The 22,443-nt window shown below is 44.2% G+C and carries 31 protein-coding genes and 2 tRNA genes; 2 read left to right on the forward strand and 31 right to left on the reverse strand.

Annotated features, from left to right (window positions below):
- Window positions 1-64: 64 nt before the first annotated feature.
- The 4 genes from clpX to V6B33_RS11170 form a co-directional block, all read right to left on the reverse strand.
- Window positions 65-1,336 carry an ATP-dependent protease ATP-binding subunit ClpX gene (gene clpX / locus V6B33_RS11155; RefSeq protein ID WP_334217831.1) on the reverse strand — a complete coding sequence of 424 codons (1,272 nt, stop codon included), beginning with the start codon at window positions 1,334-1,336 and terminating at the stop codon, window positions 65-67.
- 357 nt (window positions 1,337-1,693) lie between these two features.
- On the reverse strand, window positions 1,694-2,977 hold the full coding sequence (gene tig, locus V6B33_RS11160) for a trigger factor (RefSeq protein ID WP_334217832.1): 1,284 nt from the start codon (window positions 2,975-2,977) through the stop codon (window positions 1,694-1,696).
- 162 nt (window positions 2,978-3,139) lie between these two features.
- A complete protein-coding gene (locus V6B33_RS11165; RefSeq protein WP_334217833.1) occupies window positions 3,140-4,153 on the reverse strand; it encodes a tetratricopeptide repeat protein in 1,014 nt (337 codons plus the stop codon).
- Window positions 4,154-4,305: 152 nt separating this feature from the next.
- A tRNA-Arg gene (locus tag V6B33_RS11170) sits at window positions 4,306-4,382 on the reverse strand.
- A gap of 465 nt (window positions 4,383-4,847) precedes the next feature.
- Between V6B33_RS11170 and V6B33_RS11175 the strand changes: the two genes are divergently transcribed.
- The gene (locus V6B33_RS11175; RefSeq protein WP_334217834.1) at window positions 4,848-5,075 is read left to right on the forward strand and encodes a hypothetical protein; all 228 of its coding nucleotides are present in this window, start codon (window positions 4,848-4,850) and stop codon (window positions 5,073-5,075) included.
- Between the two features lie 18 nt (window positions 5,076-5,093).
- Here V6B33_RS11175 and V6B33_RS11180 read toward each other — a convergent pair whose 3' ends face one another.
- From V6B33_RS11180 to V6B33_RS11285, 22 genes are all read right to left on the reverse strand, one after another.
- A complete protein-coding gene (locus V6B33_RS11180) occupies window positions 5,094-5,903 on the reverse strand; it encodes a hypothetical protein (RefSeq protein WP_334217835.1) in 810 nt (269 codons plus the stop codon).
- Window positions 5,900-8,380: a phage tail tape measure protein gene (locus tag V6B33_RS11185; RefSeq protein ID WP_334217836.1), complete on the reverse strand. Its 2,481-nt coding sequence runs from the start codon at window positions 8,378-8,380 to the stop codon at window positions 5,900-5,902. The genes V6B33_RS11180 and V6B33_RS11185 overlap by 4 nt, the downstream gene beginning before the upstream one ends.
- Window positions 8,377-8,583 carry a hypothetical protein gene (locus V6B33_RS11190; RefSeq protein ID WP_334217837.1) on the reverse strand — a complete coding sequence of 69 codons (207 nt, stop codon included), beginning with the start codon at window positions 8,581-8,583 and terminating at the stop codon, window positions 8,377-8,379. Before V6B33_RS11190 ends, V6B33_RS11185 begins: the two co-directional genes overlap by 4 nt.
- 62 nt (window positions 8,584-8,645) lie before the next feature.
- On the reverse strand, window positions 8,646-8,897 hold the full coding sequence (locus V6B33_RS11195) for a hypothetical protein (protein ID WP_334217838.1): 252 nt from the start codon (window positions 8,895-8,897) through the stop codon (window positions 8,646-8,648).
- Between the two features lie 116 nt (window positions 8,898-9,013).
- The gene (locus V6B33_RS11200) at window positions 9,014-9,781 is read right to left on the reverse strand and encodes a hypothetical protein (protein WP_334217839.1); all 768 of its coding nucleotides are present in this window, start codon (window positions 9,779-9,781) and stop codon (window positions 9,014-9,016) included.
- A 1-nt stretch (window position 9,782) separates the two neighbouring features.
- Window positions 9,783-9,998, reverse strand: a complete 216-nt coding sequence (locus V6B33_RS11205) for a hypothetical protein (RefSeq protein WP_334217840.1) — start codon at window positions 9,996-9,998, stop codon at window positions 9,783-9,785.
- A gap of 1 nt (window position 9,999) precedes the next feature.
- Window positions 10,000-10,407 carry a hypothetical protein gene (locus V6B33_RS11210; protein WP_334217841.1) on the reverse strand — a complete coding sequence of 136 codons (408 nt, stop codon included), beginning with the start codon at window positions 10,405-10,407 and terminating at the stop codon, window positions 10,000-10,002.
- Window positions 10,397-10,564, reverse strand: coding sequence for a hypothetical protein (locus V6B33_RS11215; protein ID WP_334217842.1), 168 nt, complete (start codon window positions 10,562-10,564; stop codon window positions 10,397-10,399). Before V6B33_RS11215 ends, V6B33_RS11210 begins: the two co-directional genes overlap by 11 nt.
- Window positions 10,564-10,761: a hypothetical protein gene (locus V6B33_RS11220; RefSeq protein ID WP_334217843.1), complete on the reverse strand. Its 198-nt coding sequence runs from the start codon at window positions 10,759-10,761 to the stop codon at window positions 10,564-10,566. The genes V6B33_RS11215 and V6B33_RS11220 overlap by 1 nt, the downstream gene beginning before the upstream one ends.
- Window positions 10,758-10,895 (reverse strand): hypothetical protein, encoded by a 138-nt coding sequence (locus V6B33_RS11225; protein WP_334217844.1) that lies wholly within the window; start codon window positions 10,893-10,895, stop codon window positions 10,758-10,760. The genes V6B33_RS11220 and V6B33_RS11225 overlap by 4 nt, the downstream gene beginning before the upstream one ends.
- The gene (locus V6B33_RS11230) at window positions 10,892-11,233 is read right to left on the reverse strand and encodes an HNH endonuclease (protein WP_334217845.1); all 342 of its coding nucleotides are present in this window, start codon (window positions 11,231-11,233) and stop codon (window positions 10,892-10,894) included. Before V6B33_RS11230 ends, V6B33_RS11225 begins: the two co-directional genes overlap by 4 nt.
- 336 nt (window positions 11,234-11,569) lie before the next feature.
- Window positions 11,570-11,710, reverse strand: a complete 141-nt coding sequence (locus V6B33_RS11235) for a hypothetical protein (protein ID WP_334217846.1) — start codon at window positions 11,708-11,710, stop codon at window positions 11,570-11,572.
- 31 nt (window positions 11,711-11,741) lie between these two features.
- Window positions 11,742-12,071, reverse strand: coding sequence for a hypothetical protein (locus V6B33_RS11240; RefSeq protein WP_334217847.1), 330 nt, complete (start codon window positions 12,069-12,071; stop codon window positions 11,742-11,744).
- Window positions 12,072-12,118: 47 nt separating this feature from the next.
- Window positions 12,119-12,331, reverse strand: coding sequence for a helix-turn-helix domain-containing protein (locus tag V6B33_RS11245; protein ID WP_334217848.1), 213 nt, complete (start codon window positions 12,329-12,331; stop codon window positions 12,119-12,121).
- 62 nt (window positions 12,332-12,393) lie between these two features.
- Entirely contained in the window at window positions 12,394-13,071 is a 678-nt protein-coding gene (locus tag V6B33_RS11250) for a hypothetical protein (protein ID WP_334217849.1), read from the reverse strand.
- 238 nt (window positions 13,072-13,309) lie between these two features.
- A complete protein-coding gene (locus V6B33_RS11255) occupies window positions 13,310-13,735 on the reverse strand; it encodes a helix-turn-helix domain-containing protein (RefSeq protein ID WP_334217850.1) in 426 nt (141 codons plus the stop codon).
- A 12-nt stretch (window positions 13,736-13,747) separates the two neighbouring features.
- Window positions 13,748-13,951: a helix-turn-helix domain-containing protein gene (locus tag V6B33_RS11260; protein WP_334217851.1), complete on the reverse strand. Its 204-nt coding sequence runs from the start codon at window positions 13,949-13,951 to the stop codon at window positions 13,748-13,750.
- A gap of 1,208 nt (window positions 13,952-15,159) precedes the next feature.
- Entirely contained in the window at window positions 15,160-15,546 is a 387-nt protein-coding gene (locus V6B33_RS11265; protein WP_334217852.1) for a hypothetical protein, read from the reverse strand.
- 57 nt (window positions 15,547-15,603) lie between these two features.
- Window positions 15,604-15,735: a hypothetical protein gene (locus tag V6B33_RS11270; protein WP_334217853.1), complete on the reverse strand. Its 132-nt coding sequence runs from the start codon at window positions 15,733-15,735 to the stop codon at window positions 15,604-15,606.
- A 6-nt stretch (window positions 15,736-15,741) separates the two neighbouring features.
- Window positions 15,742-16,899, reverse strand: coding sequence for an AimR family lysis-lysogeny pheromone receptor (locus V6B33_RS11275; protein ID WP_334217854.1), 1,158 nt, complete (start codon window positions 16,897-16,899; stop codon window positions 15,742-15,744).
- A 168-nt stretch (window positions 16,900-17,067) separates the two neighbouring features.
- Complete coding sequence (locus V6B33_RS11280; protein WP_334217855.1) at window positions 17,068-17,319, reverse strand: hypothetical protein; 252 nt, start codon at window positions 17,317-17,319, stop codon at window positions 17,068-17,070.
- Between the two features lie 91 nt (window positions 17,320-17,410).
- Window positions 17,411-18,118 carry a hypothetical protein gene (locus V6B33_RS11285; protein ID WP_334217856.1) on the reverse strand — a complete coding sequence of 236 codons (708 nt, stop codon included), beginning with the start codon at window positions 18,116-18,118 and terminating at the stop codon, window positions 17,411-17,413.
- A gap of 155 nt (window positions 18,119-18,273) precedes the next feature.
- On the opposite strand from V6B33_RS11285, the gene V6B33_RS11290 reads away from it, so the two are divergent.
- Window positions 18,274-18,525, forward strand: a complete 252-nt coding sequence (locus V6B33_RS11290; RefSeq protein ID WP_334217857.1) for a helix-turn-helix domain-containing protein — start codon at window positions 18,274-18,276, stop codon at window positions 18,523-18,525.
- A 157-nt stretch (window positions 18,526-18,682) separates the two neighbouring features.
- Here the strand turns inward: V6B33_RS11290 and V6B33_RS11295 are convergent, their stop codons facing one another.
- The 5 genes from V6B33_RS11295 to V6B33_RS11315 form a co-directional block, all read right to left on the reverse strand.
- Window positions 18,683-19,105, reverse strand: a complete 423-nt coding sequence (locus tag V6B33_RS11295) for a hypothetical protein (RefSeq protein ID WP_334217858.1) — start codon at window positions 19,103-19,105, stop codon at window positions 18,683-18,685.
- 206 nt (window positions 19,106-19,311) lie between these two features.
- Window positions 19,312-19,620 carry a hypothetical protein gene (locus V6B33_RS11300; RefSeq protein ID WP_334217859.1) on the reverse strand — a complete coding sequence of 103 codons (309 nt, stop codon included), beginning with the start codon at window positions 19,618-19,620 and terminating at the stop codon, window positions 19,312-19,314.
- 776 nt (window positions 19,621-20,396) lie between these two features.
- Window positions 20,397-20,981, reverse strand: coding sequence for a helix-turn-helix domain-containing protein (locus V6B33_RS11305; protein WP_334217860.1), 585 nt, complete (start codon window positions 20,979-20,981; stop codon window positions 20,397-20,399).
- A gap of 263 nt (window positions 20,982-21,244) precedes the next feature.
- A complete protein-coding gene (locus V6B33_RS11310) occupies window positions 21,245-22,213 on the reverse strand; it encodes a tyrosine-type recombinase/integrase (RefSeq protein ID WP_334217861.1) in 969 nt (322 codons plus the stop codon).
- Between the two features lie 109 nt (window positions 22,214-22,322).
- Window positions 22,323-22,399 (reverse strand) — tRNA-Arg (locus V6B33_RS11315).
- Between the last annotated feature and the right edge of the window lie 44 nt (window positions 22,400-22,443).

Here is a 22,443-nt window from a genome sequence, read left to right on the forward strand (position 1 = left end):
AACCACAACGCTGAACATAATAAAAAGCCCGGAATCATATTTTCATTCCGGGCTTTTATAGCTATTAAGCAGATGTTTTTTCTTCGTTTGGATCGATTACTGTACCATCTTCAAGGATGAGCTGTGGTGCTGCATCTTCGATGATCGTTTCTTTCGTGATGATACATTTCTTGATATCATCACGGGAAGGAAGATCGAACATCACATCGAGCATCATTGTTTCAATGATTGAACGAAGACCACGTGCTCCGGTTTTACGCTCGATTGCTTTTTTCGAAATTTCAAGCAGTGCATCGTCTGTGAATTCCAACTCCACATCATCCAGCTCGAGCATTTTTTGATATTGCTTTACTAAAGCATTTTTAGGTTTTGTCAGAATTTCCACAAGTGCTTCTTCATCAAGTGGCTCAAGACTTGAAATTACTGGAAGACGCCCAATGAATTCAGGGATCAGACCGAATTTCAATAAATCTTCAGGCACTACTTTTGAGAGAAGTGACTTCTCTTCTTTTACTTCGGCATTTTTAGGATCGGAACCAAAACCGATGACCTTTTGGCCAAGACGGCGCTTGATGATTTGCTCGATTCCATCAAATGCACCACCACAGATGAATAGAACATTCGACGTATCGATCTGGATGAACTCCTGATGAGGATGCTTACGACCGCCTTGTGGAGGTACGCTTGCTACCGTTCCTTCAAGGATTTTCAGCAATGCCTGCTGCACACCTTCACCGGATACGTCCCTTGTGATGGATGGATTTTCTGATTTTCTTGCCACTTTATCAATTTCGTCGATGTAGATGATGCCTTTTTCAGCTTTTTCCACATCATAGTCCGCTGCCTGGATCAGTTTCAACAGAATATTTTCAACATCTTCCCCAACATAACCTGCTTCTGTAAGTGATGTAGCATCCGCAATCGCGAATGGTACATTCAGAATGCGTGCAAGTGTCTGAGCAAGTAAGGTTTTACCGCTTCCTGTAGGTCCGATCATCGCAATGTTACTTTTTGACAGTTCTACATCATCCACTTTACTGCTTGAATTGATGCGTTTATAGTGATTATAAACAGCTACAGCAAGGGATTTTTTCGCCTGATCCTGTCCGATTACATATTCATCCAGGATTTCACGGATTTCCTTTGGTTTCGGAACATCCTTGAATTCCACTTCCTCTTCGGTACCCAGCTCTTCTTCTACGATTTCCGTGCAAAGTTCTATGCATTCATCACATATATAAACACCAGGTCCTGCTACTAATTTACGCACTTGATCTTGCGTCTTACCGCAAAAAGAACATTTCAGCTGTCCTTTTTCGTCATTGAATTTAAACAATGTGTTTCACCCCTTCATTATTACTGTTTGAAATCAATCATAGAATGATTATGAAAGACCGAGGACTTGCTATCTTCTCACCACTAAGTTATGTATTGCATTTTAGCATAGTATATGTTCGTGTAAAAATTATACGATTCTTAAGAATCATCTTATTATGTATCGGACATTTTAGCAAATATTTTACTTAAATGTTTTATGTATTCTTATGGAAGAAGACCGCAAGTACATTCCTCAAATTCATCCCTGCTTATTAAGGTTTATCCAAATTTGCAGGTTATTATTCTTCATATTCTGATGCCTGACTCTTTTATTGTACAAAACAAGGCGCGAGGCGCGCCTTGTTCCTATTTATTATTATGCTTCTTTGCTGTTATCAACAAGAAATTCTAACGCTTTACGAACTTTTAGGTCCGCTTTAAGTGTATCAAGTCCGCCAAGAGCCTGTTTGATGTTGTCAGCAGACATGTTATACTGTTCTGCCATTTTGTTTACTTCTTCTTCTGCTTCTTCATCCGACACTTCAAGATTTTCAGCTGCAGCGATTGCTTCCAGTGTAAGGTTTGTACGTACGCGCTTGCCGGCATCTTCTTTCATTTGACCTTTCAGATCTTCTTCTGATTGACCAGAGAATTGGAAGTAAAGCTCAAGGTTCATACCTTGCATTTGAAGACGCTGTTCGAATTCCTGCATCATGCGGTCAACTTCACTGTTTACCATTACTTCAGGAATTTCAACTTCTGCATTTTCTGAAGCTTTTTCTACAAGTGTTTCACGAACGGTTGTTTCAGCTTCGTTCTTTTTGGCTTCTTGAAGACGCTTCTCGATCTTTTCTTTAAGTTCTGCCAATGTTTCTACTTCTTCATCTGCATCTTTCGCGAATTCATCGTCAAGTGCAGGCAGTTCTTTTGTTTTGATTTCGTGGACTTTCACTTTGAATGTTGCTGGTTTTCCAGCAAGTTCAGCTGCATGGTACTCTTCCGGGAAGTTCACTTCAACTTCTTTCTCATCTCCAGTCGCGGCACCAACCAATTGCTCTTCGAATCCTGGAATGAATTGACCAGAACCAAGTTCAAGTGAATAGTTTTCAGCTTGACCGCCTTCGAACGCTTCACCATCAACGAATCCTTCGAAATCCATTGTTACTGTATCGCCTTCTTCAGCTTTTCCTTCTTCTTTTACAACAAGCTCAGCTTGCTTTTCTTGAAGAGAAGTAAGTTCAGCTTCAACATCTTCGGCTGTTACTTCCGTTTCCATTTTTTCTACTTCAAGACCTTTGTAGTCTCCAAGCTTCACTTCAGGCTTCACTTGTACTTTAGCAGTGAAGATAAGGTCTTTCCCTTTTTCCATTTGCTCAACATCGATTTCCGGACGGTCGATTGGATCGATTCCCGTTTCTTCGATTGCTTTCGCATACGCTTCAGGCAGGATGAAGTCTAAAGCATCCTGATAGAGTGATTCTACACCGAAACGTTTTTCGAACATACCGCGGGGCATTTTCCCTTTACGGAATCCTGGTACATTCACCTGCTTTACAACTTTTTTGAAAGCTGCGTCTAAACCTTCGTTTACTTTTGCAGATTCCACTTCAATTGTAAGTACTCCTTGATTTCCTTCTTGCTTTTCCCATTTTGCAGACATTCTGTTCCCTCCAACAATCTATATTTGATTCTGATTTTTTTACGCATAGTAGTAGATAGTCCCGAGTATGAATCTAGCACTATCATCGTAAATATATAAAAATCTATTCTATTGCAACCATTACATTATAACATACAGCCATATTCTTTCAACAGAGAGCATTTAAATTATCGGTGAAGAAATTCTCTCCAATTCATGCAGCTGCTCCATCAGGTTTCCGCACTCCCCGCATGCTTCCAGTTTCTCATTGAGTTCTTCCCCCAGTATGGTATCGGCAAACATCTCAGCCGTGTAGCTTGCATACACAACAGCCGTATTCACCGGGTCAGCCTGCAGATCAAAAGGATACATAAGGAATGTATGTCTCTTCACTAATTCAAGTGCATGCTGAAATAGTGAAGGGTTGCGCTGAGACAGCAGTTCTTCGAGTTCATCAGCTGCTGAGATGTACTTGTCTGTTTCAAATACTTCCTGAAGCTCGGAAGGCGTCACCGTTGCTTCTTTATTCAGCTTGTTAATCAGAATTTCCTTATCATAACCATGTTCCCGTAAAACGTTCAAGATCATTGACTGCAGAAAAGGATGCGACTCCCCGTTATTCAAATACGCTCTCAGTTCTGCCAGGTACGGCCTGATATTTTGATGAACCAGCCGGGCTGTGATCATGGTCTGTTCTTCAAGACTCTTATCTTTAAGGATGGAAGTCTCCTGCACTTCATCGGGGTCTTGCCGTGTTTGAGTATCCGGCTCCTTCCCTTCCAATATCCTCTCACTGAAATGAAGCAGCTTCTTGAAATGTTCTTCCTTATCAAGGGGCACTTCTTTTTCATCGAATAGTGCATGAAGTGTGTCCACGACATCCTGATGCTGATGGAGCTGAATGAGGATCATCAGATACATGTCGACCACCTCGAAATACTCCCCGATTCCTTCAAGCAGCATTTCTCTGCAAATCACTTTCGCTTCATCATATTGCTTATTTTCATAAAGAGCCAGAATCAATGCCGTATTGATGTCCGGATTCTCCGGGTCCATTTCATACGCCTGGGTCAATAGGTGGGCCGATTCCTGTATTTCACCATTTTCGAGGGCTTGAACCCCTTTTTCGAGGAGTCTTTCCTTCAATCCGGGAAATTGCAGAATCTTTCCTTTTTCCTCATTGTTATTCTTTGTCATAGTTTGTACCTGCCTATATGTATTAAAGATGGTAATAGTGTAGCATGTGAGGTTGGAGAAAACAAAGGTAAGCGAAAGCCGCCCGCTCCTGAAACGGACCTGAAAATGAAAAAAAGCCTGCCGTTTGGCAGACTTGATCTATGTAAGGTTTATGGCGTCCCAGAAGAGATTCGAACTCCCGACCTACAGTTTAGGAAACTGTTGCTCTATCCTGCTGAGCTACTGGGACATTTCCTAAATAACAGGATAACTCAGACATGATAAGTTATCAAGCTATTTTTCTCATTCAAACGATCCAGGATTCATTACCATGCCAGAAAGAACCTGAAGGCAGTGTAACGTGTCTGGGATAAAAAAGGGATACTCCCACAGTGTTCCAATCTGTGTCAGTATCCCTTATCTGTCAAAAATCCTGTTATATCAAGATATGTATGTAATGGTAATGGCGTCCCAGGAGAGATTCGAACTCCCGACCGGTCATAAGAGACGTTATATTAAGCGCTTGTTAATACGCAAGCTGATACGGTCATTGAAACGAACAACTGACCGTTTGAACTAATTCTATCATTATTATATACGCTCGGTCAATACGTTTATTTTGCGATTAGTAAGGTAGTTATACGGAATCGTAAAGTTAATTGCGTTGTAGGGCGTTTCTCAAGCAGGAAATAATCGGAAATAAGGCGAATAGGTAATGGAAGGAGTTGATAAAATGGAAAGGTTTGCGATTTTAATGGTGCCGGCGCAAGATATTCACGATCCTGACGTTGCCGTCACCGTACGGGAATTAAAGAACGGGGGATATGAGGCGGAGAGTAATCTCGAGGTTAAGCAGTACGATGCCTGCCCGGTAACTGCGGCATTCTCTGCGTACATATTTTCGAAAGAGGAGTATAAAAAGAAAAGGCCCAACGGCGATTAACCGAAGGGCTAGCTTTAATTACTCTTTAGTCGCTTTTTGTTCTGCATGTTTCGCAAGTATTATATCGTGTACTGGTGCAGATTCAGCTTCTTCGGTAATATGCTTTATTTCTCCGCCGTCGTTAATCAGAATGTGATAAACAAAGTCGGTCGACACTTCGCCGGGATTACTGAAAGAAGCGATCCCGTGAGTCATCCACATTTGTTTGCGGATTGTTTCGTAGGTAAGATTGTATTCCTCCTGCGCTGTTAATCCTTCATACCGCGACTCATCGTAGAGCTCCGGTAAATCGAGCAGCGATTGGCCTACGTCTTCAAAATAACCGCTTCCAGGCGTTAGCATGTGATGTTGATAGTGGCCCGGCTCATTTTTGAACTCGTTTACCTCTTCGCCTTTACCTGCCGTGAAGATAACGAATCCTGTTTCTCCGCCATGATAGAAGCCGTTTAAAAATACTGCCACGGAATCCTGCGAATCGAGGAGGCTAGTGCCGGTTTCACTCGTTTCTCTTTCACGAATGCGGGTATCTGCAATCAGCTTCGCAAGGGCATCTTTGCATTCCGCAAGGTCATAGCCGACATTTACGTAAAACATCAATTCCGAGACGATCCTATCAGATAAATCAGAATCTCCAGCAGTCCCGACCAACACCTTTTCGCTTAGCTTATACGATTTAATATCCCTGACGCCTGGCAACGGGGTAGGCTCACCGAGCTTTTCCCATTCACCTGTTTCGTGATTAAACATCCTAAATGCGCGACACCTTGCCGTATCTGACGTCATGATCGCGAACATGCTTCCGATATTCGTGCCTAATACTAAGGTCATTCGAAATCTCCTCCTTTGAGCATCAACATAATTTCCAGCGACTCTTTTGCTCGTTGTTTAGCTTGTTCGCTATTGTTACCGTACGACCTAGCACCTCCAATTTCCTCGATGAATACTCGCTTTCTGATGTCTGCGCCTAGTTTACTGTTCAACGTGTCCGCATTACCTATGATTTCGGCAATTTTACTTCGAACCCCTTCAAGTTTACTAATCTTGGCGTCGATTTCCTTTTTGGCATTACGGTATTCTTCCGTATTACGAGAGGCAGCGTCTTTAATTCCGTCCATTTCCGCCTTTTGCTTGTAAAGGTTTGTTAATTCGTTCTCGAGCGTTTGCATTTCCGTTCCTCGTTTTGCGTTAATACCGCTTTGCTTGAGCTCAATTTCAACCATGCGCTGCTTTACTGCGTCTAGTTTGCCGATTTCTTGCTGAATTTTATCCAATTCTTTCGACCGTTCGAGCACAGTACCAGCGACTTCTGCCTTCTGATCGCGGATTTTTTGTAATTTGAGGTTCTCCACGCTCAAGTTAAACGTAAGTTGCTGGGCTTCCGCCTCATTCTTATCTTTCTTCGCTTGTTTCAAGTCTTCTTCAATGCCGCCGATCGTAGTTAGCTGATCCGCTTCTTGTTTATCAAGGTCGATCATCTTTCGTTTCTCATCGTTAATTTCGCTTACGATTCTTTTTTCGTCCTGCAGTAAACCTTTCATATTCGCTTCGAGCTTCGTCTTTTTCGCTTCAAGTTCCAGGCGAATCATTTCTATCTGCTGATTGTTGAATTCTTTCGCAGCACTTGTATTTTCTAGCAGGATATTGCCTTGTGCACTGAGCACAGTATTCGACTCCGGGACAGCCTCGATAATTTCGCCATTAAGTTTTACAAGGCGGTCCAACTCCTCGTTCGAAAGCCCGGATCTCTCGTAAAGGTATTCTTGTTCTTTTCCAAGTCGGTTGATAGTTTCTGGGTTAGCCGTTTTAGTGAGTTCCGAATTTATATCAACGAAGCGCGCTAACTCATCGCTGGATAATTTCGACTTTGCTTTAAGGGTGTCATACTCGGCAATATTTCCTTGTAGCGTTAAACGACTCTTCTCCATTTCGTCCACGCCTTCAAGCGTCACTTTGTTAAAATCGCTTTGTCCGACCTTAGCTGCTGCCAACGCACCGCCGAGAACGGCTAAGGATACGACTGCTAGCCCTATCGGTCCAGTACCCATTGCTAGGCCACGTAATGCGATTCCGAGCTTTCCAACCGCCGAAATGACGAGTGCTATCGAAACGGAAGTTCCGGCAAACGCAAGGCCTGCTTTCATGACAGTTGCGTCAATGTCTGCCAACGCTCGCACAATATCCGTACTTTCACGAACGATTTGCGTGAACAATTCGAGGAAGTTTCCGCCCACTTCAATTCCGAGGGATTCCAAGCTCGATTGTAGTTCGGTCACAGCGCCGTTAAATGTGTCCATTTTCGTTGCAGCCACGTCCGCTGCCGTTACTTTAGACATCGCATCCCACATTGTATTTAAGCCCTCTGCGCCCTCACGGTATAGTATATTTCCGGCACGTACAGCGTCGGAACCAAAAATTGTCTCTAAGGCAAAGGCGCGTTGCTGATCCGTCATGTCTTTCAGCGACGTCTGCAGAAGTTCTGCAATTTGATCCATGCTTTTGATTTCGCCGTTCAAGTCATAGAAGTTATTCGCACCTTCTTCTGTCATCAAGCCTAGCTCTTTAAATAAGGAAATTTGCTCCTTCGTTCGCGGCTGCAAATTCTGAAGCATCGTCTTCAAAGAAGTTCCCGCATCCGATCCTTTGAGCCCATTCTGCGCGAAGGCAGCTAAGGCAATCGAAACGTCACGGAATTCTAAGCCCGCGCCTGCTGCTACCGCCGAAACCTGCGACAATCCGAATTGCATTTCCGAGACGTCTGTCGCTGAGGCGTTTGCTGCTCCGGCTAGAATGTTCGCTGCGTCTGCAACTGAGAGGTTGTCGTCTTTGAAAGAGTTAAGCGCCACCGAGGCGATTTCCGCTGCTTTTGCAAGGTCGAGGTTTCCCGCAACTGCCAGGTCTAGCGAGTCTTTAAGCCCGCCTCCGATAACCTGCTCCATTGTAAGGCCGGCTTTTATTAACTCTTCCGCGGCAGTGAGAACTTGGGTGCTGGAAAAACTCGTTGATTTCCCGAGCTCCTTTGCAACCTCTGCTAATTCAGCCATTTGTGACGCTGAACTGCCAGAAACTGCCTCGACATCCTTTAATTTTTGCTGAAAATCGGCTGCAACTTTAGTCGCGCTACCGATTCCAATTGCCAATGCCGCACCGGCAGCCGCCGAAGCACGTCCTATTGTTCCGAGGTCTTTGCTCGTTTGCTTTGCGCTCGTGCTCAGCCCCTTCATATCGCCCTTTGCTTTTGCTGACGACCTACTCCACGAATCCATATTTAAAGTTAATTTTGCACGTATCTCGCCGACATTGCTCATTCGGATTCACCTGCCATTGTAAATAGATACAGGATTTCGTCCGGCGATAAGGTAGAAATTAATTCGAACGCCTCGCCGATCCGCTCTAATTGTTCCGGCGAAAAAGCTAAATCCCCGACTAACGCTCGATCATATGCCCCAAGTACCGTTCCTACTGCTACTGCCAATTTATCCGCTTCTTCTTGTGTAAAATATTCTGCCATTCCGTTCATCCCCTTCGGTTAATTTCAATAAAAAAGCCGCCCCGAAGGGCAGCCCGTTTTACTTATGCGCTAAATGCGTCGATATAAAGTTGTTTTAGCTTTCCGTACTTTTTAACGTTGTCGACCTGGCCTGCATCAACATCCTTGACCGGCTGAGCACTCGCTTTTACAAACGCGGCCTGCAAATCGTCTGCAGTTACTCGATATTCGCTGACGTCTACCCCGCTTAAATCAGCGCCTTCTAGTTGACTAGCGAACTGTTCGTCTCCATTAATTACAACTTTTCCGTTTTCTAGTTTTACGATATTTAACATTAAAACCATTCCCTTCGTTAATTTTAATAAGCGCCCAGGCGAAGGACGCTAAATGTAGGAGGACTAGTGCTCCGGACCGGTCGTCTAAGTCGGCCATCATCGCAAGATATTTAGTTTTATAGCTTCGCTTCTTCTTCGAGCAGGATTTCATCCGTAGTTTTCAAATCTGATTGCGGCTTATCTTCTTCTTTGTATAGCTCGAAATACTCTTCGCTTCTATTAAGGAACATTTTCGCAGCGTCTCCTAAGTCACCACCCGCCCTTTCCTCGACTAATTGGTCAAAGAATTTAGATCGTGCCATACTATCGGCGAAGTCTGCTAGGTTTTGCGCCTCAACAGTTTCCGGATTCTGGGCTCGGCTCTTGACGTCTTCAAACAGCTTCGAAATTTCCGGCTTACTACTGTCATTAAGAATCGGCTGAATAATTTCGGCGAATTGATCCTTTACTTGGGCTGCCAACGCCTGGTCCTCAACCGAGCGTACGAAGTCTTTCAATAACTGCGTCCCTCGTTGCGGATTAGTCAGCATGAGCTCCGTCTTGAACTCACGAAGGCGCTTATCGAATCGTTCCTGCACTTCCGCGTCTACTTTAGGCGCTTTATTATGAATCAAGTCCTCTGCGTCTTTCTTAGCTTGTTTGAGTAGATCCCGGTATTGAGAATGTTGCGAACGAGCTAATTGGAGCAACTTAGTTGTTTGTTTTTTCTGAAGCGCCTCAATGAGCTTTACTTTGCCGGACGCCGTATAATCGCGGTTTGCACTTATGTCCGAACGTTTTGCACGGAATTCTTCTTGAAAGCTGCGATAAAGGCCGGTTGATCCGTTCTTTAATTCGTGAGCCTTATTAGTCAATTCGCGAATTTGTTCGATAGATTTTTTCATATTAAACTTCCTCCTTAGATTCTTTAATTTCGTTTTTAGTTTTCTCAAGCTCGTATCTGGCGATATACAATTCATTCTGTACTTTATCCTTTAGCACACTGAAATAGTTAGCATACACTTGCTCCTGTTTCTCAACGCCAACTAGCTTACTTTCTATTTTCGCGACCTCAGTTTCCATATAATCCAAATGTTCTAGCGAGCTTTCTAGTTTCTTCATATTAAACCTCCTTCAATTTTTCGATTATTGATGTTTTTCTTTTAGCCGCATCAAACTGCAGCAATTTCGTATGTCTCTTCACGTTCTTAACACGCCTAAAGCTTAATTTTCTACCGTCTGCATACAGTCCGGCTTTACGTTCCTGCTCTTTGTATTGCCCTAAATACGGCGAATTTGAAGTGAAGGAAATCAACTTGTCTGACTCCGGTACATATTGAAACACCAGCGAATAGATGTAGTGCAACGTCTGTCTTTTCGAAGGGTAATCCGATTTATCAAGATAGAGCGACATGATTGTGTAAGGTATTCCGTTCTTTATTAGCTCTACGCCACAAGCAATTGCAGTCGTGTCGTCTAACAGCGATATGCTCACGTCAGTTATGTCTTTATTGAAGATCTTATCGGTCATTCACATTCCCCTTATCCTTCTCGAGTCTAGCGAAAACTGCTGCCGTCCAATCTCTACTGTCTGATTTTCTCGCGTTCTGCTTTTTCTTCTTGAGTTTTCGCTGGTTCCATTGCGTCATGTTGCCGAACCTGACGTCTCCTGCGTTTCTACGGCCCATTACCTTGTACCTCGCTTTCGGTTGTTCGTTGCCTTACGGTCGGCTACCATGCGGGGCAGTAATTTATCGATCTGGCTATTCGATAAGTAGCATCCGAACAGATACACGCTTTTCTGTCCGTCCTCGTCCACCGTAACCTCAATCGGCTTTCGGCCGTTTCGTTTAATTTCAAAAGAATACATCGGTAGTCCGCTCATCGTTTTTCCTCCTCCAACGTAAATAAGCCCGCTATCAGCCGGCCGTCTTTGATTACTTCTGCGATTAATTTGTATTTGCTATCGGCCAGCAGGGTTTCGATTGCACCTCGCCGGTCGGTGTAGATGTTCTTCACGTTATTTCATTCCGCATCTTTTCCATTTCATGAATCGCATGTTGGTTCGTCATCTGCCAGACTAATTCCTCAATCGGCTGCTTCGATTGAAACGCAAGATAATGAGCAAGCGTCGCAAAGTGTTCGTCCTTGAATCGATCGTCATTGAAGAAATGGCTGACAACCGGCAAGTCACGTTTTCGCCCGTTGCAACTAGGACATGCGATGACAAGATTCGAAATGTGGTGACGTCCTCCGGCTCGGCGAGGAATTACGTGTTCTAAGTGGAAAGCACGGCCGTCCGGCGACTCTTTGGCGTTACAATAAATACAGGTTCCAGAAAAAGTATCGAATAGCACTTTAACTTCCTCGAGCGTGACCTCGACCTCTTCTCCGGCTTCTTTGGCGCGTTGGCAAAGTTTATAATAGGCGTAATTGGCTTTGTCGCGAGACTTACTTTTGCAGACGTAGCATCGACTTGTTCTGCCGCCTTTCACACGCTTATCAAGCTCAAATTCGCTGATTGACTTGGACTCGTTGCAGAGGCGACATGTACGCTTTTCCTTAGACATTAGCGCACGCTCCCTTTGATTCCGTTTATTTCGTCCAGTTTCTCGCTTATACCCTTCAAGTCGGTTGCCAGTTCTCTTAATTCTTTTAATAATTGCTCCATCCTTCATCATTCCCCCATCGTTTTATTTAAGGTTTAATTCTTTTTCAATCGTCTTCATCACGTCGCTTATTTCCTTATTGCAAAAGTAGTCCGTATGCTTCAAGTGGCTGAGCGCCTGCAAGTAGTTAATCAGCAGTTGCGTTCTGTTATACTCATTCATCATTCATCCTCCTTCTGTTTTTATGTAGCGCCCTTTAACGGGTGCCTTGAATTTCATGCAGCGCTTGCAATATGACGTGGCGTATATATTTCTTTTGTAGCCCTGCGTCTGTTGTCGGCGAATGTGCTACGCAAAATTCCGTGGCCAAACGCTCGGTCAGCTTATAAACTTTCTCCGTCGACAACTTCGCCAGGGTTTGCCGGTTTACTTGTTCCAGCGTCTCCTCATAAGCGAGTGTGAGCAAAGAGAATTGGACCAGAGTTAATTCCGTGTGCGGGATTGCGTATGTGAATGTCCGTTTTCCTAACCAGTCGACGGTGTATTCGGATTGCTCGTCGTTGAGATACGTGATTTTTACGCCCATTTTTTGATCCCTCCTTGACAAAACGTAATTTTTAACGTAAATTATAATTAGGATAGTCTGCGAAAATTCTCATAGAACGCAAAAAAGGCCTCTTCGTCGTAATTCAAACGTGCCAGCTTCGCTTTTACTCGCGGAGTGACTTGTAATCTATCGGTTTCAATTTTTCCGATCGTCGCAAGCGATAGCCCTAGCTCGTTAGCAAATTCGACTTGCGTTTGGTTCATAAAATGTCTCAGTGCGCAAAATTTATCTCCGGTCATCGTAAAAATCCCTCCTTTTATTACTTTTTCTCCAAATAATTAACGGGCACTTACGCCCTTTCCTACTTATGCACTTTTTTACTGCACTTAAATCTTTCGACTCTATCCCGTTCATGTTTCAGATGCCTTTCACCGTACTTTTCGATCAGGTACTCCTCGACCTCTCCCGGCTTCATTTGCGATTCAACAACAGGACCGTAACTGTGTCCGTGTCTAATTCCGCGAAGAATCACTTTGTCGCTTCCGTCCGTCGGAATGGATGCGGACTTCCTTTTACCGCCGTTGCTCGTCTGCTTCGCTCCATCAATTAAGGCGATTTTCTCAGGCGCATAAGAACGCTCGTATCTATGGTAATACTTGAGCATATACTCCTCACTGGCGAAAAACGGATACTCGAGGTGGCTTGCGTAATGACCTGACAGCCCTGAACGCTTCTTCTTTTTCGGCTTAACGAGTTCCTGGTCCATCTTCTTATTTTTCTTGGCGAAATTATCCTTTGCATATTTACACGGCTTACAGCACGTCTTTGCGCTATTCGGCTTTGACTTATCACGGAACAAATAACCGCACCAGTCACAGTTCTTCACCCGTTTGTCGCCAGCGTCATGTAGATCGCCTTTCATTAACTGCTGGATCACCGGCATTGCGTCCGTCATCATTAAACCCTCGGTAAATTGCGATGCGAATAAGATAGCCCCTTCGCCTGGTTCTCTGTACTCAATCTTCGTCTCCTTCATCATTTATTCCCCCATGTTTGCCCTACGTATCAAAATGAACCGTAGGAGTAGTTTTATATTGTTTCTCTTTTATTTTCTGCGAATAATATATTTATAGAGATAACGCCGTCATTTGAAAAATGGCGGAATGTATATTTCTTTCGGTAAGTTTATATCGGTAAATTTATATAACGTATCAAAATGAACCGTAGCTACGTATCAAAATGACCTGTAGGTACGTATCAAAATGAACCGTAGGGCATTAACTAGCTGCAAACCTCTTCTTACTGGACATCTCACTCGCCTTCAGTTTCGCAAGTCTTTCCTCGCGATGTTTTTCCACTTCCGGAAACTTTGCAATTAACTCCTCGATTGTCTTTACCGGCTTTTTGAATACGTAGACATTATTCGCCGCAATTTCTGATCGCTTCTTTTTAATTAACTCTAAATATTCTAACGTCGATATACTACGCTTGACGGTCGACTCACCTAACCCCGAATCAGCCGCAAGCTGCCAAACGTTCGGAAAGGCATAACCGTAATTGGCGTTCCAATAATCGAAGAGCAACTCGTAAACTAACAGGCAGTTACCGTTGAAGCTCTTATGTTGCGTATAGATTCGCCTAAGACTGTTGACACTCGGAATGTAATGCTCGGTTATTTCATACGGATACTTGTGTTCTCCCACGTAAATTCCTCCTTAATTTTCTTCCAAGAACGTCCGGCATTTATCTACGTACTCATTACCGAATAACTCCCGGAGTTTCTTATTTACTTCGATGACATTCTTTTTTCCTCTTTCGATCATACAGACCATCGGCTCACTGATACCTAACATTTCGCTAAGTTTTTTCTGCGTTAACCCTCGTGATTGCCTGATGAAACGGAATAAATTTGAACTCATGGACATTCTCCCCCTAGTTACGTATAATTTTCTTAACCCCATGCGAAATAAAAAAGAGAAAACGAACCATGGGAGTAATTCGTCTTCCTATATATGCACTTATTTACTGCACTTAAATTGAGTGATATAATTGTTTGTAAGAAAGATTACATAACTTAGTACCAGGTCCTAATCTCCCTAATTAAAATAATTTTAAATAAACCCCAAACAACACCTTCGTAAAATAATACGTCCTAAAAGCCCAATCGGCGCAGAGAACTCCAAATCTTATTTTTAAGCACGAAATTAGCCGTTTAAAGGTGTGTCGGCTGTCCTACTATTCAAAACATCTTTAAACTCCCCACAGGCCAATCTGAGCGCTTCTGAGGCTATCCTAGTGTTAAAGAAAAGCCAGCAATTGTATTGAAACTTAAATTACAAACCATTGCTTCGCACAAAAACCGTGCTCAGCCATCATTTATTCATTTTTCGCTGATGCTCTTTAAAAGTGCTTTGCGATAAGGTTCTTTAGACAATGCCGACACGTTAGTGGCGGAATTATTTAGAACTTAAGATCTTAAGTACTTAAAGACCTTAAGAACTTAAAAGATTTAAAAGGGTAACAGAAAAGATTAATAAAGGCAAGAACTTTTTAAAAGATAGGTCTTTGTGCTTATTTTTCATTATAAATCCGGTAAAATGCTGCCGTTAACCGATCTCAGCCGTTAATTACTCATTTCTGAATTACCCTACCCGATAATCGCCGAGGCTTTTTAGCTGGAAAGCTAACTTTTTACACCCCTTCACCTAGTTGAGGGGTTAAAAATTAGATTGGAAGCTAAAAAGGCAAGGCAACTTTAATAAACGAGCTTGAATGTAGGCGTGAGCCGGAATGAAACTCGTATCCTTATACATTAGACCGACAACGACCGTGCACATGCGTCTCAGAATAGCGTAGAGCGTCCGTACAGACGTTTAAATAACGTTTGAGGGGGAAGATAGCCGAAACCTCTTAAAACGTCTCTCAGCCTCTCCTACGTTGTTTCAGCGTGTATGCCCGTTTTATCCCACGAGCAGCAGGGCGAAAATGACCGGACTTTGTCTCCGAATACTATGACACCCCTCCCGACGATCGACTCCGTTTTATCAATGAAGACCGTTCGAAAAACAGGTAACCTCTTTATTCTCAATTAGAAAAACCTAAATGATAATGTATTTATGACCTGGTGCTAAATTTTCACTCCCATCTCCGCAGCTACCTCCTCAAGCGTCAACTCAACGTGAAAGTCCTGCCGAATCTCAAAACTCGCCTGCAACGCCCGATCGTAATTAAGCTCAATTTCTCGCAAACTATGACCGGCCAGCCCGTTAAATAGCTTCAGCCGTGCGCGCTCATCCTTGACGACTCTACGACGCTCTAAAACCGCCTTCAACTGGCTCGTAAAAGCAATCGCGTCCACATCGTCAGGCGGCGTGCGTTCGAGGCTGTGATATAACTCGCTGATCCGTTTGTCTAGCGCAGATAACATCATGTTCAGTTTGCGGTAGGTATCTTTTACCTCCGTTTGTAAGTCGACTATCTTGCAGTGTAATTCATCGGATAAATACTGCTCCACTCCGTTCCCCTCCCGTTTTATTAACAAGGCACCCGAAGGCGCCTCGCTTTTTTTTAGTTATTTTCCGCCAGTGCCTCCGCCGCCTGGATCAGATTCGACGTATTGCGGCGAAATGTCGGCTGCGCTTGCGCCGGTCGCTCCTGTTAAAATTACTGCTGTGATTACGATTGTTTTGATTAGTTTCTTCATTAAAAATCAGTCCCCTTTTAATTCGCGTATTAGTATGTCGGCCACACCGCACAATTGCGGGTATTTTTGCAGCTCGCTATAAGGCAGTTCCACGTAAACCATATCACCCCCTTTAATGAATTTAACGAGCGATTCAAGCAATAGACTCGGGTCATTCTTCGCCAGGCCTTCGTAATATTTAGTGAACGGCGACTCTTGATTTAGCATCGCAATGACTTCCAGCGCTTCCTCTGACTTGCCGTTACGGGCATAGTAGAAAGCACGGTTTGAATCGTCAGATAATTCGGCAGGATTATCGATCTTGCCCCAAAGGACACGAGCGAATTCCATTTCGTTTGATTCCATCCCATCCGCGACATTATCTCGTCCAGTTTCACGGTAAATTTTTGTCGCCTTCTTGAAAAACGCCTCAGTCATGTCGTAGCTCGAGAACATGTACGAAGTTGCGATTCTGAAATATGCACCTGCTCTGTATGTAGGGTTGTCGAGAACTTCTGATTGCGCGATTTCCTCACATAATTTCCGGGCTTCCTCTTTGCGATTACTATTGAACAACAGCGACACGGCTTTTAGTTCCTTGATTCGCAGCGAGTAAAGTTCCTGCAGGTCCTCATTGTTAACGTTATCGAGCAGTGCTTCCGCGATCGAAAGGTTATCATTCATGAGCGCAAAGCAACGTACGTCCGAGTAATAATAGGCGAATAACATTTGACGCAGGAACTTACCTTCTGGGGTCTTATATCGCATCTTCTTAATTCGCTGAATAAAGTCTTTCGGAGTTTCATCCGATTGCTGGCGATCAAGTAGCAACGTATAGGCGCTTTCCAGGTCGATTAGGAGTTTGCTAGTTGTGCCGGACTCGCGAATCTGCTGAATCTTATGCTGGGCGTGGTCGAATAATCGGTTGGCGCTCATGTATTCCAGCGCAAATTTAACGTTCATAGGCGCCTCTACATAATATGACCAGTCAGCGATAACAGTATGGTAGGTATCAGGATGGATCATTTTCGCCATAGTGAACAGTGCCTTGAAATTGAGCTCGCAGCCCTCTTTAAATCGGCAGAAGTTTGAGTGGCTCATGCCTGTTTCCTGCGCAATCTTTCTCCACGTCAACTTATACGGCAGATTATCCATCGATTCTTCTACTAATCTCGCTAATTCCATTTCCTCATCCCCTTGAATATTTTACTCGCTAGCGATCTTGTTACGAGGCTTGTCCAACATTGTCGATTTGCCGTTCGAAATGCTCGAGCAAGCGCCGCGCCACTATTAATTGCCGAGCCGATACACCCATGCCCTCGATGTACCGACTGGCAAATGCTTTCCCCTTCCTTACTTCGCTACTACTGACACGTAATCCAAAAGCGACATTTTCTCGATATGCTCAACCGAAACCTTTTCGTTTAACTCCGCCATACGGTAATCTCTAACTAGGTAATTATCGCCGTCAAGGTAGCCAACCGTGACAATGCGAAATACTAAGCCGTGATGATAGTCAGAAACGATGATGTTATCGCCGATTAAATAAGCTGGTTCTTTCGTAACCTCTTCTTCGCCGTGAAAATGAACGTTTACTTTCCTCATTTCGCGTCCTCCTTCAGAACTCCGTTTCGGTCCATACCAACGAACAGGCCTATTGCGAAACTTCCTAAGATACCACCGAAAAATGCTGCAATCATCGTTTAAAATCCCCCTCCGTGAGCACCGTGAGCTTAATCGGACGAAACCTTGCATCATAGCCGTCATAATCGATGGCTTCATCGAAACTAATCTGCTTAATTTCTTCGCCAACAAAGACCTCGATAGTGTCATACGTTTGCAAGATGAAATTTCCGATTTGTACTCCCTCGTCCTCGACCGATAACTTCCCAACCTCATAACCTTCCGTAATGCTCCGGTTATCCCTAAGCGATTTCGATAACTTATTCACCAACTGCGTCTCCTCCTCGTTTAAAATTTGATAATCAGAACGTGCCATCAGTTCGCCAGTGTCAGTTGTAACGGTTCCGTTTGGATAAACGTAGCTAGCCTTGCGAATATAGCCGCCGGATGGCTGATAGATATAATCGCCCGGTTGAATATCGACGTTTACTTCGCCCCCATCCCATGCGAGTAGATAATGGATGAACTCCGGCACAGTCATATTCGCTAGTTTGACCGCCTCAAAATTGTCCGTCTTTTCTAACCTCGGATAATGCACTTCGAGCAAAATGTCGTGAACCTCATAGTCTACGATGATGCGATTCTCTTCAGTTTCGTACTTGCTGACCGTTAACCCCATGTCGCCAACTACTGCGATGAGCTGATCGTTAATCAAAAGCCCCTGGAAACGTTCCGTGTACTTGCGATTTTCACATAAGCAAAAGACGTCAACTGCTTTCATGATGATCGACCTCCGTATTCACGATTGAGTATTACCGAATCGGTATGACCTTAGTATATAACCGGAACGGTATGACGTCAAGAAGAAATTTAAACTTTTTTTATTTAGCGGAATTAGATATAATGATTTTATAGATAAGGATCGGGGAGGATAACATGACGCTAGAATTTAAACTAGGGGAGATACTTGAGGAATTAGGTATTTCTAAAAACGCATTAGCAGTCGAAGGTAAAATTCGCCCAGCTACCGTTGCGAAATATGAAAAAGGCGATATGGGAAGAATTGAAATCGAAACACTGGTCGGCATTCTTGATACGCTTAACCGACTCGCCAGCGAAAAAGGAATCGATAAGACCTATTCGCTCGAGGACTTAATCGAATATAAATACGAAGGCGCCCGTGACTAAGGCGTCTTTTATTATGTGCAAAAATAAAGAGGCCGCCTCAGCAGCCCCTCACAAAACTATCGCGAATAGTAGAATGATCCCGCCTATTATCGCCAGGTCGTAATCGACGTCATCCACAACGTCATAGCTTTTATATGTCCCGCGAATCTTCCGCAGCTTAATTGAGCGTGAAGCTGATTCCGCCTGTCGTCCGGATGATTCCCTCGCGTAACGGCCCAGGTGATCGCGTGTTCTTTCCTGCTTCGGCGGATGTTCCGGCACTTCCGCCTCCTCCTGCAACAATAACCGGGCGAGTATCTGCTTTTCCTCCATCGATAGCATATGTGACGTCCCCCCCTTCCTCTTTTAATTCCGGATCCTGCTCGAGCCATAACGCCGATTGATTGGGGCGCCATTTAGGGCGGGGAAGAGGGACGTCAGCCTTTTTATATTCGTTGAGAATTGCGTTATATTCCGGCGAGCTGCCTGCGATAAATAATGCCAGGCGAATAATTTGATTACGGTCGAGGGACGTTGCGTGAAATACCTGATCGACATATTCGCGATAAACTTCCGAATACCTTACTGTCGGTCTATACATACGATAAACACTCCTTTGAATTGGCGATAATTCATCATATGCAAAGACGTCAAAAGTATGACCGAGAAAGTTATACCGATAAGTGACGTCAGGGCAAAATAAAAACGCCCGCAGATTTCCCACGGACGCCGACGTTGTTCACTGTCAGCTTATGCGACTAATTGCGAAAAATTGCTAGTACTTGCGAGAGACGTCTTGGTTTATTTTTAACTCGCGTTTTCTAAGTCGCCGGACTGCTTGCGAATTAGCTCGTTTCGTTCACGACCAATGTCAATCAGCATACCAATTCCGATTAGCAACGTTCCAACAGCACCGCCAGACAATGCCGTTAAGATTGCAGCGTTTATCATTCCGCGATACATGGCAACTTGCGTAAGGGATTCGAGGTCATCGTACTCGGCCATTTCCTTCGCAAAATCGTACGCATCCCAATCAACTCCGTTTAATGCGATAAGCCCTCCGATAATGCCCACGACAATGAATACGATACCAACCTTACCGATCCAGTTTTCCATAAATTCACTCCTATACCGTTTATTAGTACAATCATACTACGGTAAAAGATATTAGCCAACAGTTATTTTTATGCTCAAAACCGCATTATATCGCGATATGTGGCGTATTTTCGTCGTCAGAAATTGCGTGTGTTTTTCCGTTACCCCCTGAGTTCGATTTTTGCTAGCGAATTTTTTTACGGTCTGAAACACTTTAGTCAGATAAAGCAAAACGTTAAAAAATTGCGCGCAAATTCCGGACAGCAGATGAGGGCCGGGCGAGGGGGTGGCCTGGGGTCAGCGGTTTTTCTATACATTTTCGCGAATATCGTATTCATTTCTAGTTAACATAATTATAAAACTAAGAAGTTAAACCGTTTCCCAAACGTTGATTTAACGCGATTTCACAAACTACCGTTTCGATCGTTTATGCACGATTCTATACATCGTTGATCTGACGCATGTTTGAGCGCCAGGCAAAGTATGTGAATCGCCATTATTTCCCGGCATAATGCATACGATAACCCCCTGAGTTATGGCTGCCCTCTTCCGGTAGAACCTCCGTGCAGTTGATTCTTCCGGCTTCCCCTTATCGCACGCACTGTGGCGGCAGACTTATCACGACCCTCATTACGCAGCCTTACGCAATCCTACGTTATCCAGTCCGCATAACTCTATAAATAATATCGCATACCCTACAAGGTAATACCCCCGCCCCTATGCGCCCTATATGAACCCTCGGCATGGCAGTATTTCGGAAGTGTTCGGAAGGCCACGCGCAAGCCCCTTCGTGCTAGTTAAATCGCCTCAAGCCACTCGTTCAACCAGGCCGCCTTTGCCTTACGCTTCACTACCCCGGTAAAGAACGCAATGGGTGTCCGGAGCTGCTTACGTTTCCCCTTCATCGCATAGAACGCCTGGATGCCGATGTCTTCCCGTACTGCCGGCGATAACTGATACTTGTATGTAGTCGCATAAACAGACCGCCAATACTCCTCGATCTCCTGCACGCTGTCTATATGCGCATTTAGTAAAGCGAAGAATGACTTCGGAATCCATGCCGGTTTATTTACATACTCACGGCTTGCCGTACGTTCTTTAGCTTTATTAATGTGTTTAGAAGGAAGTCTGCTTATTGGTGTGTCATTTTCGCTAGGCGCTTGTGTGACAGGCGCTTCTTTAACCGGCATTATCACAATCGCATTACTCGTCTGCTGACCGTCTGACTGCCGGCGCAATTCATATTGGCGAATAACACCGATCTCTTCAAGGCGCTGACATACCCGGATGATCGTACGGCGACTCTTACCGACTAGCTTACCGATGTTAGTCTTCGTTAGAAAGCTAACGCCAGGATATTTGCAGCTATGACGCGAGAGCACGTCAAATACAACCGCCATTGTGCCGGTTAACTGCCGGGCATAACTGCGGGCTGATTCGTTTAATTGGTCGACTGATTCAAACGTAGATAGATTGCGATAAGTTTCTTCGCATGATAAATACACTTCGGTTCCTCCTCGGCTGTCCTGCCGAAATGAAGGCACACTCAAACAAGCGTTGACATTGACGCTTTTTTCGCTTATATTTGAGTTAGGGTATGTGCGTGTTTCCATTCCGATGGGACGCGTACTTTTTTTATGTCTTTTTATAGGTAACTACGTAAACTCTCCGCGACTTCTTCTTTATCTAAATGCAAGTAGCGTGTCGTTACTGCAATGTCGCTATGACCAAGCGCTTTAGAGATCAACGCAATATTTGCCCCTTTGCCGAGCAAGTTCTTAGCGAATCCTCTCCGTAGAGCATGTGGATTAATGTTCTTCAGGCCGAAATCTCTCGCATATTTATTTAAGCGTTTAATGATGTTGTTATTTGTCGGACTGGTGGCGATTCTACCGCCTTGTTTCGTGATGAATAGTAAATCATTATGTACGCGGTTATCACGCCTTACAAGCTCATTCTGAGCGATCAGGGTCTTTAATAAGCGAGCCAACACGTCGTCAATCGGTAAATAGATAGATTCGTGGTTCTTTATAATACCGCCGTCAATCCTTAGCAGATTTTCGCCAAGAATGACGTGCTTACTTTCTAGCTGCGTAAGGGTACCGACTCGAATGCCGGTCTGATACATAAGCAGAATTGCGGTTGCGTCTCGGAGTTCCACGAAACGACTTAAATCGAGCAAAGATAGGAGTATTTTTATTTCGCGGTCAGTGGCGCCCTCTTTAACAGGGCTGTCGACCTTAATTTTGATGTTTCGCCAGAAATTCGAGGTAAGCCACCCGTTATCAAAACAACGCCCTAGAAACGCCTTTAAACACTTCAGACGAGTCAGTTTCGTTTGATTGCTTACGTTCATAGACGATAGCCATTCGAATATGTGATCCCCGTTTAATTCCTCGAGGGTGCGAGCGCTTATAATTTTCGCAAAGTGATTCACATGTATTTCGTAATCGCTGATCGTTCTCTCGCGTAAGCCTGCCGCCTTCATTTGGCGAAGGACGGTCGAGAGCGCTTTTTCTATCGAGTAGCCTTTGGAAGAGTTACGTTGAGGATTATCGCTGAACAAATCGGACAGATCCGTTTGAACAACGAGCGACGCTTTTCTTTTCGACATAAAAAATAAGCCTCCTAATTCGCAAGCTGACCGATTCATTGACCGATTCAACTATACGTATTAGAAGGCTTATATAACGCGTCCTTGACGCCTATGTATGTAATGGTAATGGCGTCCCAGAAGAGATTCGAACTCCCGACCGACGCCTTAGAAGGGCGTTGCTCTATCCAGCTGAGCTACTGGGACATATCTGTTTTTCAAGGACAATATTTATTATATTCACATAGCAT

The sequence above is a fragment of the Mangrovibacillus sp. Mu-81 genome, assembly GCF_036867415.1.
Lineage (GTDB): Bacteria > Bacillota > Bacilli > Bacillales > Bacillaceae_B > Rossellomorea.

What these genes read in the sequence shown, in the direction of transcription:
- tig (WP_334217832.1), bottom strand. Translation starts at nt 2,977, where the DNA reads ATGTCTGCAAAATGGGAAAAGCAAGAAGGAAATCAAGGAGTACTTACA.
- V6B33_RS11165 (WP_334217833.1), bottom strand. Translation starts at nt 4,153, where the DNA reads ATGACAAAGAATAACAATGAGGAAAAAGGAAAGATTCTGCAATTTCCC.
- V6B33_RS11175 (WP_334217834.1), top strand. Translation starts at nt 4,848, where the DNA reads ATGGAAGGAGTTGATAAAATGGAAAGGTTTGCGATTTTAATGGTGCCG.
- V6B33_RS11180 (WP_334217835.1), bottom strand. Translation starts at nt 5,903, where the DNA reads ATGACCTTAGTATTAGGCACGAATATCGGAAGCATGTTCGCGATCATG.
- V6B33_RS11185 (WP_334217836.1), bottom strand. Translation starts at nt 8,380, where the DNA reads ATGAGCAATGTCGGCGAGATACGTGCAAAATTAACTTTAAATATGGAT.
- V6B33_RS11190 (WP_334217837.1), bottom strand. Translation starts at nt 8,583, where the DNA reads ATGGCAGAATATTTTACACAAGAAGAAGCGGATAAATTGGCAGTAGCA.
- V6B33_RS11195 (WP_334217838.1), bottom strand. Translation starts at nt 8,897, where the DNA reads ATGTTAAATATCGTAAAACTAGAAAACGGAAAAGTTGTAATTAATGGA.
- V6B33_RS11200 (WP_334217839.1), bottom strand. Translation starts at nt 9,781, where the DNA reads ATGAAAAAATCTATCGAACAAATTCGCGAATTGACTAATAAGGCTCAC.
- V6B33_RS11205 (WP_334217840.1), bottom strand. Translation starts at nt 9,998, where the DNA reads ATGAAGAAACTAGAAAGCTCGCTAGAACATTTGGATTATATGGAAACT.
- V6B33_RS11210 (WP_334217841.1), bottom strand. Translation starts at nt 10,407, where the DNA reads ATGACCGATAAGATCTTCAATAAAGACATAACTGACGTGAGCATATCG.
- V6B33_RS11215 (WP_334217842.1), bottom strand. Translation starts at nt 10,564, where the DNA reads ATGGGCCGTAGAAACGCAGGAGACGTCAGGTTCGGCAACATGACGCAA.
- V6B33_RS11220 (WP_334217843.1), bottom strand. Translation starts at nt 10,761, where the DNA reads ATGAGCGGACTACCGATGTATTCTTTTGAAATTAAACGAAACGGCCGA.
- V6B33_RS11235 (WP_334217846.1), bottom strand. Translation starts at nt 11,710, where the DNA reads ATGATGAATGAGTATAACAGAACGCAACTGCTGATTAACTACTTGCAG.
- V6B33_RS11240 (WP_334217847.1), bottom strand. Translation starts at nt 12,071, where the DNA reads ATGGGCGTAAAAATCACGTATCTCAACGACGAGCAATCCGAATACACC.
- V6B33_RS11245 (WP_334217848.1), bottom strand. Translation starts at nt 12,331, where the DNA reads ATGACCGGAGATAAATTTTGCGCACTGAGACATTTTATGAACCAAACG.
- V6B33_RS11250 (WP_334217849.1), bottom strand. Translation starts at nt 13,071, where the DNA reads ATGATGAAGGAGACGAAGATTGAGTACAGAGAACCAGGCGAAGGGGCT.
- V6B33_RS11260 (WP_334217851.1), bottom strand. Translation starts at nt 13,951, where the DNA reads ATGAGTTCAAATTTATTCCGTTTCATCAGGCAATCACGAGGGTTAACG.
- V6B33_RS11270 (WP_334217853.1), bottom strand. Translation starts at nt 15,735, where the DNA reads ATGAAGAAACTAATCAAAACAATCGTAATCACAGCAGTAATTTTAACA.
- V6B33_RS11275 (WP_334217854.1), bottom strand. Translation starts at nt 16,899, where the DNA reads ATGGAATTAGCGAGATTAGTAGAAGAATCGATGGATAATCTGCCGTAT.
- V6B33_RS11280 (WP_334217855.1), bottom strand. Translation starts at nt 17,319, where the DNA reads ATGAGGAAAGTAAACGTTCATTTTCACGGCGAAGAAGAGGTTACGAAA.
- V6B33_RS11285 (WP_334217856.1), bottom strand. Translation starts at nt 18,118, where the DNA reads ATGAAAGCAGTTGACGTCTTTTGCTTATGTGAAAATCGCAAGTACACG.
- V6B33_RS11290 (WP_334217857.1), top strand. Translation starts at nt 18,274, where the DNA reads ATGACGCTAGAATTTAAACTAGGGGAGATACTTGAGGAATTAGGTATT.
- V6B33_RS11295 (WP_334217858.1), bottom strand. Translation starts at nt 19,105, where the DNA reads ATGTATAGACCGACAGTAAGGTATTCGGAAGTTTATCGCGAATATGTC.
- V6B33_RS11300 (WP_334217859.1), bottom strand. Translation starts at nt 19,620, where the DNA reads ATGGAAAACTGGATCGGTAAGGTTGGTATCGTATTCATTGTCGTGGGC.
- V6B33_RS11310 (WP_334217861.1), bottom strand. Translation starts at nt 22,213, where the DNA reads ATGTCGAAAAGAAAAGCGTCGCTCGTTGTTCAAACGGATCTGTCCGAT.